The organism is Azospirillum brasilense, assembly GCF_008365405.1.
Lineage (GTDB): Bacteria > Pseudomonadota > Alphaproteobacteria > Azospirillales > Azospirillaceae > Azospirillum > Azospirillum brasilense_D.
The window spans coordinates 123,127-138,273 of sequence record NZ_QOKV01000018.1 but is presented as its reverse complement, the minus strand read 5'-3'; the positions used below and the strand labels follow the sequence as shown (position 1 = coordinate 138,273).

The 15,147-nt window shown below is 68.5% G+C and carries 11 protein-coding genes and 1 rRNA gene; 1 reads left to right on the top strand and 11 read right to left on the bottom strand.

The window, feature by feature from the left end:
• Nucleotides 1–127: ribosomal RNA gene (locus tag DS837_RS23680) — 23S ribosomal RNA — on the top strand; the annotation flags it as partial.
• A 138-nt stretch (nt 128–265) separates the two neighbouring features.
• Here DS837_RS23680 and DS837_RS23675 read toward each other — a convergent pair.
• The 11 genes from DS837_RS23675 to DS837_RS23620 all read right to left on the bottom strand — a co-directional run bounded on the left by DS837_RS23675 (nt 266) and on the right by DS837_RS23620 (nt 14,445).
• On the bottom strand, nt 266–1,372 hold the full coding sequence (locus tag DS837_RS23675; RefSeq protein WP_149166975.1) for a GNAT family N-acetyltransferase: 1,107 nt from the start codon (nt 1,370–1,372) through the stop codon (nt 266–268).
• Nucleotides 1,369–2,376, bottom strand: coding sequence for an NAD(+) synthase (gene nadE, locus DS837_RS23670; protein WP_149166974.1), 1,008 nt, complete (start codon nt 2,374–2,376; stop codon nt 1,369–1,371). Before nadE ends, DS837_RS23675 begins: the two co-directional genes overlap by 4 nt.
• A gap of 93 nt (nt 2,377–2,469) precedes the next feature.
• A complete protein-coding gene (asnB, locus tag DS837_RS23665; protein WP_149166973.1) occupies nt 2,470–4,488 on the bottom strand; it encodes an asparagine synthase (glutamine-hydrolyzing) in 2,019 nt (672 codons plus the stop codon).
• Nucleotides 4,489–4,542: 54 nt separating this feature from the next.
• On the bottom strand, nt 4,543–6,102 hold the full coding sequence (locus DS837_RS23660) for a class I adenylate-forming enzyme family protein (protein ID WP_149166972.1): 1,560 nt from the start codon (nt 6,100–6,102) through the stop codon (nt 4,543–4,545).
• Nucleotides 6,103–6,166: 64 nt separating this feature from the next.
• Nucleotides 6,167–6,463 (bottom strand): acyl carrier protein, encoded by a 297-nt coding sequence (locus tag DS837_RS23655; RefSeq protein WP_145628296.1) that lies wholly within the window; start codon nt 6,461–6,463, stop codon nt 6,167–6,169.
• A gap of 441 nt (nt 6,464–6,904) precedes the next feature.
• Nucleotides 6,905–7,816, bottom strand: a complete 912-nt coding sequence (locus tag DS837_RS23645; protein WP_149166970.1) for a polysaccharide deacetylase family protein — start codon at nt 7,814–7,816, stop codon at nt 6,905–6,907.
• Nucleotides 7,817–7,933: 117 nt separating this feature from the next.
• A complete protein-coding gene (locus DS837_RS23640) occupies nt 7,934–9,061 on the bottom strand; it encodes a glycosyltransferase family 4 protein (RefSeq protein ID WP_149166969.1) in 1,128 nt (375 codons plus the stop codon).
• A gap of 78 nt (nt 9,062–9,139) precedes the next feature.
• On the bottom strand, nt 9,140–10,348 hold the full coding sequence (locus DS837_RS23635) for a glycosyltransferase family 4 protein (RefSeq protein WP_149166968.1): 1,209 nt from the start codon (nt 10,346–10,348) through the stop codon (nt 9,140–9,142).
• A 7-nt stretch (nt 10,349–10,355) separates the two neighbouring features.
• The gene (locus tag DS837_RS23630; protein ID WP_247890096.1) at nt 10,356–11,318 is read right to left on the bottom strand and encodes a glycosyltransferase family 2 protein; all 963 of its coding nucleotides are present in this window, start codon (nt 11,316–11,318) and stop codon (nt 10,356–10,358) included.
• Between the two features lie 61 nt (nt 11,319–11,379).
• A complete protein-coding gene (locus tag DS837_RS23625) occupies nt 11,380–12,717 on the bottom strand; it encodes an O-antigen ligase family protein (protein WP_149166967.1) in 1,338 nt (445 codons plus the stop codon).
• Between the two features lie 282 nt (nt 12,718–12,999).
• On the bottom strand, nt 13,000–14,445 hold the full coding sequence (locus DS837_RS23620) for an exopolysaccharide biosynthesis polyprenyl glycosylphosphotransferase (RefSeq protein WP_145628309.1): 1,446 nt from the start codon (nt 14,443–14,445) through the stop codon (nt 13,000–13,002).
• Nucleotides 14,446–15,147 lie beyond the last annotated feature (702 nt).

The following is a 15,147-nucleotide window of genomic DNA, read 5'->3' as shown; positions in this document are numbered from 1 at the left end:
GGGAAACCCACCTCAAAACCAGAACTCCCTTGAGAGCCGTGACAGACCATCACGTCGATAGGAGGCATGTGGACGGGCGGCAACGCCTGAAGCTGAGCCTTACTAATCGCTCGATCGGCTTGATCCTTCATGAACGTCGCGTGCAGCGGCAAACCGCTCATGCGCTCGGATTATGCATCCTCACATTCTCGACTTTGTGCACGACCCAAAACGACAAGGGCGCCCGCATCACTGCGGGCGCCCTTGTCGTTTTGGGCAAAACCGCTTATCCGCCGAGATCCTTGAAACCCATGTCGCTGTCGGCGGCGGTGACGAACCAGTTCTTCGGGTCGCCGATCAGCGGGGTCAGCTCCGGCCGGTCGGCAGCGGGGCGGGCCATCATCCGGGTCGGTTGGCGCAGTCCGTTCTTCAGGCACAGAAAACCCATCATCGACAGGGGACGGGCGGCCTGCGCGTTCAGCGTGCGGCAGACCAGGGCGGCCAGCCGGTCCCGCCGGGCGCGCTCGACCAGCAGGGCGAAGGCGGGCATCAGCCAGCCCGGACGGGCCAGATAATCGCAGACCACCCCGACGCTCTCGCCGCGCCAGCGGTCCACGCGCAGAACCACATAGGCCATCACCGTGTCGCGGCGCATGACGAGGAAACGGCGGTGCCGCGCCGCGTTCGGGATCTTGTCGAAGCGCCACTGGAGATAGGCGTGGTCGCGCCGGGCGGCGCAGAGATGCTGCGGGGCCGCGGCCTCCCACAGGCCGTCCATCCGGTCGTCGAAGCGGTCGACCTCGACCAGCCGGGCGCCGAAGGTCCGGGCGGCCGCGTGGCCGACCAGCGAAGCGGCGCTCATCGCCGGCTTGCCCAGCCGCGCCATCAGGCGGGCCAGCCCGCCGTCGTAGGGGCTGACGCGCAGGCAGCGCTGCGGGTCGATCACGCGCAGATAGGTCGGGATGTTCCCGAGATCGAGCCAGCCCGCCCGCTTGTAGGATTTGTAGGCGGCGTCGGTCATCGACAGGGAGACGCTCACCTCGCTGGCGGCGGCGTGGGTCTCCGAGAGGCCCGGCCCGACGCCGCGCAGCCGCCATTCCGGGGCGACCATCAGGTCGATCGCCCAGGAGGCGCGGCGCACCCGCTGCCCCACCTTCAACGCGAAGGGAATGCCCGCCTGCTGGCCGACGATCCCCCCGTTCCGCTTGCAGACCCAGAACTGCATCCCCTCGGGATCGGGGGTCGGCGGCTCCTCGAACAGCCAATTGAAATGGGTGTCGTCCAGCAGCGGGGAGTCCGCGCCGAAGTGGTCGCGCTGGAAGGACTCCAGCGCGACGCGATCCTCGGACATGAACCGTTCCACACCCCGCTGAAGCCAGGGCATTGCGGTCATGCGTCGCTCCCATCCACCTCGACCGGCTGCACCAGGGCGGCGTTCCGCAGGATGCGGCCCGACGTGCGGCGCTTCAGGACGATGTCCTTGTAGACGCGGCGGACCTGCTCGACCGACAGGTTGAGGGCGTGGGCCGCCTCGTCCTCCGGCACGCCGCGCCCGTAGGCGCAGAGCGCCAGGTCCAGCTTGTCGTAGGGGATGGCGTAGTAGAACTCCTCCTGCGACTGCGGCAGGGTGTAGGTGTCGGTGCTCGGCGACTGGCTCTGGATGTCGTCGGGCAGGCCGAGATAGGCGGCCATCTGGTAGACCTGGGTCTTGAACAGGTGGGCGATCGGCTTCAGGTCGGCCAGACCGTCGCCGCCGCGCACGAAGAAGCCCAACTCATACTCCAGCCGGTTCGGCGTGCCGAGGACCGCGTAGTTCAGCCGGTCGGCGTGGGTGTATTCCATGGTCTTGCGGACGCGCTGCTTCAGGTTGGTGGCGGCGACCACCGACAGATAGACGTCCACCGGCATGCGGCTGGTCTGACGGTCGCCCTCCGGCGATTCCACCGTCATGGTGAAGTAGTTGACGCGGTCGGCGTCGAGCAGGCCGGCGGCCAGGCCGATCTTCTGCTTCCAGCCCGGCCCGTATTCCGGGAACAGGCGGCGGATGGCGCTGTCGCGGCGGTCGTAGCAGCCGAGCGCGGTCAGCGGAGCGGTAAGGTTCTCCATGATCGGCTCGATGCCCAGGCTCTCACAGAGCAACCGGCCCCGGCGGGTGCTGTCGGGCGAGGACTCCTTCTCCGGCATCAGGATGGCCAGGACGCGCTCCGGCCCCAGCGCGCGGACGGCCAACGCCGCGCAGACCGAGCTGTCGATGCCGCCGGACACGCCGAGCACGATGCCCTGGCGCTTCAGGTCGTGGGCGACGGTGCGCTGGATGAACTGTTCGATCTCCCGGGCCGCGGCCGCGCAGTCGAGCGAGAGGGCGTTGGCGTCGAAGGGATGCAGGGCGTTCAGCATGGTGTCGGTTTTCCCGGTTGGCGTTGTTGCATCGACTGTGGAAGGGGGACTGTGGAATGGACTCTGCCTTGGGGACCGCGCCGGTCCGCCGGATCAGGCGGCGGCGGCGCTGTCCAAATGCTCTTCGAGAATGTGGATGGGAGCGGCGTCCAAGCGGGCGCGGAGGGTCGAGGCCCGGCCCGGCAGCTCGTCCAGCACGTTCCGGGCGAGCATCTGGAGGGTGAGAACGCCGACCAGGGCCATCTCCTCGCGCTCGCCGGCCATGCGGCCGTCGGTGCGGTGGGCCTTGGCGGCCAGCGCGGCGACGCCGGCGGCGTCGACCAGCCCGTAGCGGTTCAGCGACTCCTCGGACAGCAGGTCCTGGACATAGGCGGGGGCCTGGGCGCCGAAGAGGGCGGTGGTCATCGGGGCGCGGTAGGGCCGCTTCGGGCGGTGGAAGATCTCCGCCGGCAGCAGGCGCGAGGCGACGCGGCGCAGCGCCAGCTTGTCGCGCAGCCCCAGCATCTTCACCCGGTCGGGCAGGGCGGCGCAGAGGTCGTCCACCTCCGGGTCGAGGAAGGGGTAGCGCACCTCGATGCTGTTGGCCATCGCCACCCGGTCGCCCTGGCTGGTCAGCAGGTAGGGCGACATGAAGGCGGCGATCTCCGTCCACTGGGTGCGGGCGAGCGGGCTCCAGCGCGACCAGCCGGCGGGCAGATGGGCGGAGACGACCTCGTCGAAGGCCTGCGCGTTGGCGGCGGAGCGCACGTCCGGCGCCAGCAGGCGCTGGGTCCAGGCGGTGTTCTGCCAGCGGATGCGGTGGGCGTAGAAGGGGTCGTCCGTCTCCGTCATGCCGCGCTTCCAGAAGGCCTGCCAGAGCGGGCTGTCCTTCTGGCCGCTGGTGGCGGCGTAGGGGTGGATGCGGCTGAGCAGCTTCGGCCGCGCCGTGGAGTGCGGCTGCCGCGCCCAGAAGCGACGGACCTTGTCCTCCTTGAAGATGTCGTAGCCGGCCAGCCATTCGTCGGCGCCCTCGCCGGACAGCACGACGCGGATGCCGCTGTCGCGGACGAGGCGGGAGAGCAGGAACAGCGGCGCCGGGGCGGTGCGGACCAGCGGCGATTCGCCGTGCCAGATCACGTCGGGCAGGGCCGCCTGGATGTCCTCCGCCGTGCACAGAATGTCGTGATGCTCCGTCCCGACATGGCCGGCGACCAGCCGCTGCTGCGGCGTCTCGTCGAAGGCGTTGTCGGCGAAGCGCACGCCGAAGCTGTGCATCTGCGTGGTGTCGAGCTTGCGGGCCAGCGCCGCGATGACCGAGCTGTCCAACCCGCCGCTGATGTAGACGCCGACCGGCACGTCGGCGCGCAGCCGCAGGCGGATGGCGTCGAGCAGCTTCTCCTCCAGCCGGTCCGCCGCCTCGTCCAGCGTGATGCGGGACAGGGCGGGATCGCCGGCCATGTCCGGCTCCCAATAGCGGGCCTCGTGCAGGCGCAGGTCGGCGTCGATGCGGATGGCGGTGGCCGGCGGCACGCTCTGCACCCCGGCGAAGACGCTGCCCTGGGGGGCGACGCTCCAGTGGGTGAAGACCTGGGCGAGGCGGGCGGCGTCGAAGCGCGGCTCGATACGCCCGCCGCCGAACAGGGCCTTGGCCTCCGACGCGAAGGCGAGATGGTCGCCGCTGCGGGCGTAGAACAGCGGCAGGATGCCCAGCCGGTCGCGGACCAGCCACAACTCGCGTTTCACCGCGTCCCACAGGCCGATGGCGAACTGGCCGTTCAGCTTGGCCCAGGCGGCAGGGCCGTACTCCTCGAAGGCGTGGACGATCACCTCGGTGTCGGTGCGGGTGTAGAAGCGGTGCCCGCGCGCCTCCAGGTCACGCCGCAGCTCGACGTGGTTGAAGATCTCGCCGTTGAAGGTGATCCACAGCGTCCGCTCCTCGTTGTGGATCGGCTGGAAGCCGCCGGCCAAGCCGACGATGCTGAGGCGCGCATGGGCGAGCCCGATCCGCCCGTCGCGGTAGAAGCCGTAGCCGTCCGGGCCGCGATGCCCGATCATGGCGATCATGCGCTTCAGTTCGTCGAGTCCGGCGGGCTCGGCACGCGGCCCGGCGAGAACTCCGGCGACACCACACATCGCACGCTCTCCTGTGTGTTGAAGGCCAGCGGAAAAGGATCAGGCGGAAAAGGGTCAGACGGTTTCGGCGAGCATCGCGCGCTTGATCTTGCCGGACTCGGTCTTCGGCAACTCGTCGCGGATCTCGATGAATTTGGGCACCAGATGGCTCTCCAGGCGGCCTCGGCAGTGCTGGCGGATCGCCATCTCGGTCAGGGTGGCACCGGGGCGGACGACCAGATAGGCCTTCACCGCCATGCCGTCGGCGGAGTCGGGCACGCCGAGGACGGCGGCCTCGACCACGGCCTCCAGCTCGTAGAGGGCGTTCTCGACCTCCTTGGGGCTGACCTTCTCGCCGCGGCACTTGAAGACGTCGTCCTTGCGGCTGACGAAGTAGAGGCAGCCGTCGGCGTCCATGGTGAAGAGGTCGCCGGTGTAGAGGAGCGTTTCGCCCTGCGGCCCGCTGCGCAGGCGCTTGGCGGTTTCCTCCGGGCGGTTCCAATAGCCGCGCATCAGGTTGGCGCCGCGGACCACCAGCTCGCCGACCTCGCCGGGGGCGGCGCGGTTGCCCAACTCGTCCACCACATAGGCTTCGCAGTTGGGGATGGCCCGGCCCACCGAGGCGGTCTTGGTGCCGAGGTCCCGCGGGTCGAGGTAGCAGATGCGGGTGCAGCATTCCGTCATGCCGTACATCGAGTAGAAGGCGGCATCGGGAAAGCGCTCGCGCAGGCGGTCGATGTGGGCGGTCGGCAGCGGGGCCGCCGCGTTGGTCAGGTAGCGCAGCGAGGACAGGTCGGCGGTCTTCAGCGCCTCCATCCCGAGAAGGGTGGAGAAGAAGGTCGGCACGCCGGGCAGGCCGGTGATGCGGTGCTTCACCATGCGCGCCAGCGTTTCCGCCGGGAAGGCGAAGGAGCGTTCCAGGACCACCGTGAAGCCGACCCGCGCCCCGGTCAGGATCTGCGACAGGCCGTACCCGAAGGTCAGCGGCAGGACGCACATGACGACGTCGTCGGGCGTGTTCTCCAGATAGGTGGAGATCGACCAGGTGGTGTTCACCAGCGCGGCGTGGCTGAGCATCACGCCCTTGGGCCGCCCGGTGGTTCCCGAGGTGTAGAGGATGGCGGCCAGATCCTGGTCGATCAGGCCGCGGTTCTGCGGCTTGGTGCCTCCGGACTGCGGGTCCGGGTGGGTAGCCACGATATCTGTGAAGGAGAGCCCGCCGGCCCCGGCCGGCACGGCGGGCCCGACCCACAGCGTGGTGGCGAGGTGGGGTGCCTCACCAGCCGCCGGCACAACCTGCCGGGCGAGCGCGGCGGGCGCGATGAGCGCCCGCACGCCGGCGTCGGTCAGGATGTAGGCCAGCTTGTCCGCCTTGGTGGACGGGTTGACGGGGACATAGACGGCCCCGGCCTTGAGCGCGCCGAACAAGCCCGCGACATACTCGATCGAGTTCTCCAGCATGACCGCCACACGGTCGCCGCGCACCACCCCCGCGGACTGGAGCGCGCAGGCGACGGCGTCGCTCTGGCGGTCCAGTTCGGCGAAAGTGACGGCGTTCTCACCCGCGATCAGCGCGGTGTGGTGAGGCCGCCTTGCGGCGGTTTCGCTGAGGAGCTGATGAAGCAGGTGCGCCATGACGCTGTTCCCTTGCCTGGCTTCGGTGACTGTCCCGATGGCCCGTTCCGTCCTGGCGGAAGGATCAGGCCGCGTCCTTCAGGGCCCGCTTGCGCTCGACATAGGCGGCGATGCGGCTGACCGATTCGAGGTTGTCGGCCACCATGTCGTCGTCCTCGACGATGATGCCGAAGTGCTCCTCCAGGAAGGCCACGACGTGCATGATGCCGGTGGAGTCGATGATGCCGGTCTCCAGCAGGGATTCGGCGTTGTCGAAGCCGGAGTCGCTGCCCAGCAGGAAGTTCTCCACGATGAAGGCGCGGATCTCCTGGGTGGCGGGTGCGCTCAGGGTCGTCGTGTCGGTGGTGATGGCGGTCCGCATGTCGCTGGCAACTCCTGTGGGTTTGGTCGTCGATCCTTGGCCGGCAGATCGGGACGGAGAGGCCGGCCCCCTAAGAGGATTAATCCAAAGGGACCGGTCCGTTCCTTTCGGTGCTACCGCCTCATTGCGTGGGATTGGGAAAGGCATTTCCCGTTCTTCGCAGTGAGGTTCCGGCAACGCCGCCGAGTACGTCATTCTTTATTGCATTCGAATGCGGTGTTTTCGAGAGTGCAAAGGATGATCGGACGGTGAAGACAGTGGCTAACCACTCAGGGTCATTGCAATTGAGCAGGGAATACCTTCTCGTACTCTTGGAGAACCCTCTCTGACTTGCGGCGTAGGCGGGCCTATCGCTCTCGTCATGGTTGCTGAGGAGTGGGCGTGCTTTCCCTCTCCCCAGAGGGGCGAGGGGACATCGGGGAGGATTGCCAAAGGCCAGGATCACGCCGCCGGCAGCGGATCGCCGTGCGTCGGGGCCGGGGCGGGTGCACCGCCGCCGTTCCTGCGCTTGCGCAGCCAGGCCGGAATGCCGGTCGCCTGCACCGACAGCCAGTCCACCGAGGCGTCGTCGGAGATGGGCACGGCGTGCAGCCGCAGCGGGTCGGTCTTCGGGCCGTTCCAGCCCGGATCGATGGTGCGCGCGGTGCGGTAGCCGGCCTGTCGGATGATCGCCACCTCGCGGTCGCTGAAATCGCCGTTGGGGAAGGCGAAATGGCGGCAGGGCAGGCCGGTGGCCTCCTCCAGCTCGGTCTTGCACAGCGCGATCTCCTCGGCGCAGCGCTGGTCGTCGCATTGCAGGAGGATCGGGTGGGTGCGCGTGTGGGCGCCGTAATCGGTGACGGCGGCAAGATGTCGCACCTCGTCCCAGGTCAGCGACTGGCGGTCGGCGCCGTCCCGGTCGGGATCGTCGCCGGCTTCGGCGAGCCGGCGGCGGCGCTCGGGGTCGGGGAGGCGTTTCAGCGTCTCGGCGCCGATTCGCCCGGCCGCGGCGGTCTTCCACCAATAGGGGCGGGCGGTGCCGACCACGCGGCTGCACAGGTAGATGGTCGGGCGAACCCCGAACTCCTTGAACAGAGGTTCCAGGCGGGCGTTGTTGCGGTGGCCGTCGTCGAAGGTGACGACAAGCGGATAGGGCGGCAGGTCACCCCACCGCCCGCTCTCCATCGCGTCGGCCACCGCGTCCAGCGTGGTGAAACTGTAGCGTTCGGCGTACCAGGCGAGGTGCGCGCGCATCACCTCCGGGTCCGGGTCGTGATACACGACGATGGTCACGTTCCGGCGCGCGAACAGGTTTCGGAACAGGGCACCGACTCCCGTCCAGCGCACGATTCCGGCCGCGATGGCTTGCTTCATGGGGATTGGACCTCTGCTGTGTGTCCGGTCCTTTGTTCACGGCTGGCGAGGCGGTTGCGGACCGGTTGAAAGGCAGGACGGGCCCGGTTCGGAAGCGGGCCCGGATCGGCGGGACGGTCAGCCGGACCGCGCCCGGCGCGGCCCGATGGATGCGGCCGGCGCCGGTTCGGACATCCAGCCGCGGGCGTTGCGTCGGTAGATCTCGACGATGCGCTCCCGGTAGACGGCGATGTCGAACTGGCGTTCGAAGCGGCGGCGGGCGCCCTGGCCCAGCCGGCGGCGCAGCTCGGCGTCGTCGATCACGCGGGCCAGCGCCTCGGCCAGGGCCGTCCGGTCGCCCGGCGGCACCAGCAGGCCGGTCTCCTCGTCGGCGATGGCGTCGCCCACGCTGCCCACCGGGGTGGCGACGATGGTCAGACCGTTGGCCATGGCCTCCAGCACCGACATCGGCAGCCCCTCGAACATGGAGGGCTGGACCAGCACATGGGCCTGCACCAGCTCCTTGCGGCAGCCGGTCTGGTCGAGCCAGCCGGTGAAGCGGACGCGCTCATCAAGCCCCAGCGCCTTGGCCTGCGCGCGGTAGGTCTCCAGGTCGCCGTCGCCGGCGATGGTCAGTTGCCAGGAGCGGCTGCGGCACGCCTCCGACGCCAGCGCGTCGAGCAGCACGTCGATGCCCTTCAGCTTGATCAGGCGGCCGAGGAACAGCAGGCGCACCGGACCGTCCTCCGCGCGCTCCGGGATCGTCTCCGGACCCGGCACGGCGTTGTGCAGCAGGGTGACGCGGCGCACCGCCGGGAAGGTGGTGACCACCCAGTTGCGCCAGTACTCGCCCAGAACCACCACCTCGCTGGTCATCTCCATCATGTGGCGGATGGCCCAGCGGGACAGCGGCTTGGCGTCCTCGTAATGCTTCGGGAAACGCCCGCCGTGCAGGTGCAGGACGACCGGCACCCGGAACAGCGAGGCCATGGCGACGATCATCCCCTTGCGCAGGACGCTGCCGTACTCCGCCATGTGGATGTGCACGAGCTGGGCCTTGCCGGTCGCGAAGCAGCCAAGCAGGCGCAGCAGCGCGGCGGCGAAGTAGAAGGGCATCAGGTGAAATTTCGCGTCCGGCCCATAGCTGTCGATCACCTCGAACTTCACGTCGGGACGGTTCTCCCGTAAGTCCGTCGTGAAGTTGTCGACGATTCGCCCCATGCCGCCCTTTTCGAGCGTGCCGCCGGGTGAAACGATGTAGATCATATCCGCTCCTGACTGTCGCGCTCCCCTCGCGAAGCTTCAGGGAGGAAGGAATTAGGGACCCCGCGGAAAAATGGGTTCTTACTGCCGGCCCGCGCGGGTCAGCGATGGCTTGGCCGTCGCGGCGTCGGGCAGCGCCCCCAATGAGGGGCGCCGAACGGCGTCGGGGCGGTTCAGCTCCGCATAGATGTCCTGAAGGCTGCGGCCATAGGACTCGATGACGAACTTCTCCAGGAACAGCCGCCGGCCCTGCGCCGACAGGCGCGCGTAGAGCGCCGGCCGGGCGGCGAGGTCGCGGACCGCCTGGGCCAGCGCCTCCGGGTCGTTGACCGGGACGATGCGCGCCGTCTCCCCGTCGGTCAGCACCTCCGGGATCGAGCCGACCGGGGTGGTGACCACCGGCATGCCGGTGGACAGCGCCTCCAGGATCACCATGGGCAACCCCTCGTGGGTCGAGGGCAGCAGCAGCATGTCGTGGTCGCGCAGATGGGCGTGCGCCTGCTCGCGGGAGATCCAGCCCTCGAACCGGCAGTCGCCGTCCAAGCCCAGCTCCGCCGCCATGCGGCGGTAGCCCTCGACGTCGCCGCCGCCGCCGATGGTCACACGGAAGCGGAAGCCCCGGTCCTTCATCAGCCGGCAGGAGCGCAGCAGCGTGCCGATGCCCTTGCGCTCCGACAGGTTGGCGAGCACCAGGAGCGACACGATCGCCCCTTCGGGCGGCGCGGCGCGGACGGGCAGGTCGGCGCCGATGTCCGGTACGGCGTTGTAGAGCACGCGCACCTTGTGCGGGTCCGTCCCGACCGACTGCACCAGGAAGTTCCGCCAGCTCTCGCCCAGCACCAGCGCGATGCCGCAGCGGTCGAACAGCCAGCGGCTGATCGCGCGGGACACCGGCCCCTTGTCGAAATACTCCATGAAGGACGCGCCGTGCAGATGCACCACCGTGGGGCAGCAGAACAGCCCGGCGAAGAGCTGGACCACCGCCTTGCGCCAGACGCTGGCGTTCTCCGACACGTTGATGTGCACGACCGTCGGGCGGCGGCGCAGCATCAGGGCGGCCAGCCGCGCCAGCGTGCCGGCCAGATAGAGCGGCGACAGCAGGGCACTGCCGGTGCCGCGGGTGTCGAGCACCACGGTTTCCGGGGCGGCGGGGCTGTTCTGGAAGGCGTCGACGATGTAGCCCGTCATCCGCCCGATCCCCCCGCCGCCGTCGAGCGCGCCGGGGGTGGCGAAGACAATGCAGGCGCGGGACGCCTTCTTGCGCCGGAAACCCCTGTCGATCAAACCCATTCTGCCCTCACGCCGCGCCGGGAGCCGAGAAGATGGCCTGACGCAGCCGGCGCCGCAGCCCGACCGGCATCAGCGAATGCATCAGGAAGGTGGTCAGCGCCATCGGGGTCGGCGCGCCGTCCCGCAGCGCCGATTTCAGGATGCGCTTGCGCACCGCCGGGGTGCGCGCCGCTTGTTCCCCGCCGGTTGCCTGGAGCAGCAGGCTGGCGTAGGCGCGGGGCGACAGCTTGGGCCGCACCGACTCCGCCCAGTTCAGGGCCATGTCGATGTTGTGGCAGGTCGACAGGGTGATGCGGTCCGATTCCGTGTAGTGGATCGCCAGCACCTCCGGCACCGTCACCAGGGCGCAGCCTTCGATCTGGCCGCAGGCGATCAGCCACTCCCAGTCGTCGAAGGCCGATTTCGGGATCGGCTGGCGCTGGAGCAGCGCCTTCGGGGCCAGCAGGGTGGTGGTGGGGGCGAAGGTCTCGCCCTTGAACAGCCCGTGCCGGACGAACAGGTAGTCGCCGATCCGGTCCCGCGGGGTGCACAGGCGCCGCGGCCATTCGAAGTCGCCGCGGGCGGTCACCACCTTGCAGCGGCAGCTCATGATCGGGTAGCGCACGCCGGGCGGGCGGGCGGCCATCTGCAGGGCGACCTTGCCCGGCATCCATTCGTCGTCGTCGTCGAGGAAGGCGATCCAGGCGCCCTTCGCGCGGTCCACGCCCAGATTGCGGGCGCCGGCGGCGCCGCGGTTCTGTTCCAGCGCGATCACGGTCAGCCGCGGATCGCCGAACGCCCTCAGGCGCTCCTCGGTGGCGGGGTCGGGCCCGTCGATGACGACGACCACCTCAAGCGGGGCGTAGGTCTGTCCCAGGGCGCTTTCCACGGCCCGCGCGACCATGTCCGGCCGGTTGCGGGTGGGAATGACGACGGTGACCATCTCTTGCGGGGCCATCTCTTGCGGGCCCGTCTCTTGCGGCGGCGTCATGACACTACCTTCTGTCGCGACGGAGAATTCGGGGGGCGGAACATGCGGTGGCTCCTTTCCGTCAGCCGGGCCGGACCGGACCGCTCCAGCCGGCGGCCGGAGGCCCGCCGTAGGAGGTTCCGTAGGGGGAGGAACTGGCGTAGGCAGCGTAGGAGGCCTGCTGCTGGTCCTCCATCCGGGCCTGCATCTTCGCCCAGCGGCGGCGTTGCACGAGGCGGGTCACCGCGATCACCAGCACGATCCAGTTCAGGGAATGGCGTTCCAGGAACACGCTTTCCGACACCGAGATCAGCAGCAGCGCGCAGCCGACGGTGAAGATCCAGGCGGGCTCGGCGCGGTTCCCGCTGTAGCGGATGGCGGCGAAGCCCTGGATCAGCAGCCGGCCCATCAGCATCGCCGTCAGGATCACGCCGGGCAGGCCGAGGTCGAGCCAGGCTTCCATCCACCCGTTGTGGGCGGAGTTGATGCCCCAGCCCTGGGTGAAGGTGCTGCCCGGACCGTAGGCCCCGTACCAGTAGGCGCCGTAGCCCCAGCCGAGCATGAAGCGGTCCTGGATCGACATCAGCGTGTGTTCCCACAGCACTGTGCGTCCGGTCAGCGTCGGGTCGCGGCCCAGCATATAGAGGATGTCGTGCCAGAAGGTCGTGCCGCTGGTGATGCCGACCACCGCGACCAGCAGGACAAAGGCCATGGCCGGCGCGAAGCTGCGGATGCCGCCGCGCACGAAGCCGCTGACCAGCAGCAGCCCGGCGACCAGGATCGAGGTCACCAGGCCGGTGCCCGACCGGCTCATCACGATCAGCAGCAGGGCCATCAGCAGCAGCGGGCGGACCACCCAGCGCTTGCCCTCGCGCGTCCAGTCGAGCCAGAGCAGGCAGAGCACCAGCCAGACCATCATGCGGCCCGTGACGTTCTTCTGCCAGAAGACACCCTTCCAGGCGCCGACATGCTGCTCGTGGTCGAGCCCGACCGCCGGCATGGCGAAGACCGAGACGTAGGACAGCACCATCAGGATCGACAGACCCGTCGCCAGCATCCGGACGATCTCCGGAAAGGTGTAGCGCAGGGCGAGATAAACGGCGAAGGCGGTGGTGAACAGGAAAGCCACCGCGCGGCGCAGCGTCACGTCCGGGTAGATCGACCACAGGGCCGACAGGAAGGCCAGCGCCACGATCAGCGACACCGCCGGGCTTCCCGTCGGGATGCGGAAGGCCAGGCTGGGCCGCAGCGCCATCAGGCCCAGGATCATGACATAGACGGCCATGAAGTAGATCACCGCGCCCGGTGCGTCCGGATCGGTTGCGCCGCCGCCGGTCAGCAGCGCCGGGAGCACCGACCCGCCGAACGAGACGATGCAGAAGACGGTGATGCTCTTTTCCAGAACTTCGAGGACTTTCATGGGGCCGCTGTTCCGGTGAAAAGGGCTGCTATGGCAGTGAACGCCCATGCCGGGCGCACCGCATCGTTTTCTGAAGATGCCAACCCGATGCCCGGACCTGTAGCCGGGCGGAGGCATTAGGCCTAAGGAGGCCGTCCCCGTCAGGGCTACCTCCGGTTGGGCCACCCACCCCGATCTTGCGGGTCCCGCAGGGCATATGCAGCCCAGATCCGGACAAGGTCCCGAAAAAGGGAAAGCCCCTCTCCCGCGTGGGAAGAGGGGCCTGGATGGAGCGCCGCGGGGTCATGACCCGTCGCCCTTGAGGACGATCACCGCGGTCTTGCACAGGATGTAGAAGTCGAACAGCAGGCCGCAGTTGCGGACGTAGAAGACGTCCATGGCGACGCGCTCCTGGAAGGTGGTGCGGTGGCGTCCCGACACCTGCCAGTAGCCGGTCAGGCCCGGACGGACGGAGCCGATGACCTCCGCCGACGCACCGACCTCCGGCAGTTCCTTCGGCATGTAGGCGCGCGGGCCGATCAGGCTCATATCGCCCATCAGGATGTTCACCAGCTGCGGCAGCTCGTCGAGCGATGTCTTGCGCAGGAAGCGGCCGACCGGGGTGATGCGCGGGTCGTAGGTCAGCTTGTGGTAGGTCATGTACTCTTCGCGCATCTTCGGATCGTTCTCCAGCAGGCGCTGGAGATGCTCCTCCGCGTTGATGTGCATCGAGCGGAACTTCAGCACGTCGAAGGTCTTGTCGCCGCCGGCCCAGCGCTTCTGGCGGAACATGACCGGGCCGGGGCTGTCCAGCCGGATCGCCGCGGCGATGCCCAGCATCAGCGGCGCCACCGCCACCAGCAGGATGCCCGACAGCAGGATGTCGAGCGCGCGGCGGATGCGCAGGTAGCTGGTCGGCGGACGCACCGAGACGCGCAGCGCCAGCGAGCCGTGCAGGTTGTGGTAGGTGGCGTCGACCGCGCTGACGTTGCCCTCGCCCAGCAGGCAATAGACCTGCTTGAAGGGCAGCCGCTCGACCAGGGCGGTCAGCTCCTTCTTGTGGCGCCCGATGTCGGCGACGATGGCGGCCTGGGCCTGCTGGGCGTAGGCCGGGGACTTGGCGAGCAGGTCGGTCGAGCCGACCACCGGCAGGTTGGCGACGCGGGTCTGCCACAGCGTGTCGTCGTCGTCGAAGAAGCAGACCGGGCGCATCCCCAGCCAGGGCAGGCGCTGCAGCTTTTCGGCGATGGCGGCACCCTGCGGGCCGGCGCCGACGATCACCACCGGGGTGCGCCAGTTGAGCGCGCTGGCCATCAGGCCGTGCACCAACAGCAGGTCGGCGGCGTAGGTGATCGCGAAGCCGATCAGGGCGACCGACAGCGCCTCGACGAAGAAGGAGCGGAAGCCGTCCATCACGATGAAGGGCACGGCCAGCACGGCGACCGACAGCAGGGCCGCCTGGAAGGTGCGGCGGGTCCGCTCCAGATAGTCGAAGCGGCCCAGCGAATAAATTCCGAAAACCGATTTCACCAGCGGCACCAGCATCAGGCCGGTGACCAGGGCGCGCTGCGACAGGTCCGCTTCCGCGGTCAGGGTGTCGCTTCCGAACAGCTGGATGAGCGTCCAGCCGAGCAGGGCGAGCATGAAGCCGTCGGACAGCGCCAACAGCAGCCCGGGTCCCACCGTCGGCATGGCCGTCTTCTTCACCGGGGCCAGATTGATGACCGCTTCTGGGTCGAGTTTGCTCATCGCAGGTCCCATTTATATGTGAAACGGAATGTCATCCGTCTCGCGCCTGACCTAACGCGCGGCAGCGAAAGACGGTTTCTCATCAGCTTTTTCTTTGAGTCTTTCTGTGTTCAGAAAGACACACAAATATCAGCGCATGCCTCGCCTCTGTGCAGACAGATCAGAAGGTTGCGCTGTTCTCCACGAATTAGGATAAAGGCTGCCGTCAATCAACAAATCACAAGAGGCCTCCTGCGCCAGCGGCGATACCCCTTACATCCAGCGTGGATTCCCTCGGGTGAGTTTGAAGAGATTAAGGAAAGCGGGTGACTTCGTCCGGGTCATCCGGATCGGTGGCGACGCTGCCACCGCCGTTCCCCGGCTACTCCTTTTCTTCCCGCAAATTGGGGGTATTGGGGGGATGTTCCCCGTCTCCTATGGTCGGGGGCGACGCCGGGTGGTGGCGGGTTTCGCCGGGTTGGACCGCCCGTCCCTCCGAGGCGGCGGCACGGACGTATCCCATAAGAAGCCGCCGGACGATTCCGGATGAGACGGTGTCTCCAACGCCCCGTTGATCGCGGTGGAGTGCCCTCGCAGGCTTGGTCGGTTGTCTGCGGGGTGGGGGCAGTGGACGCCGCCGATGCGCCTTCATGGGGATAAGCCTGAAGAACAGCGCGACGGCACCAACGCGAAATTGAAACGTCCCGGTCCGGTTCCAATCAT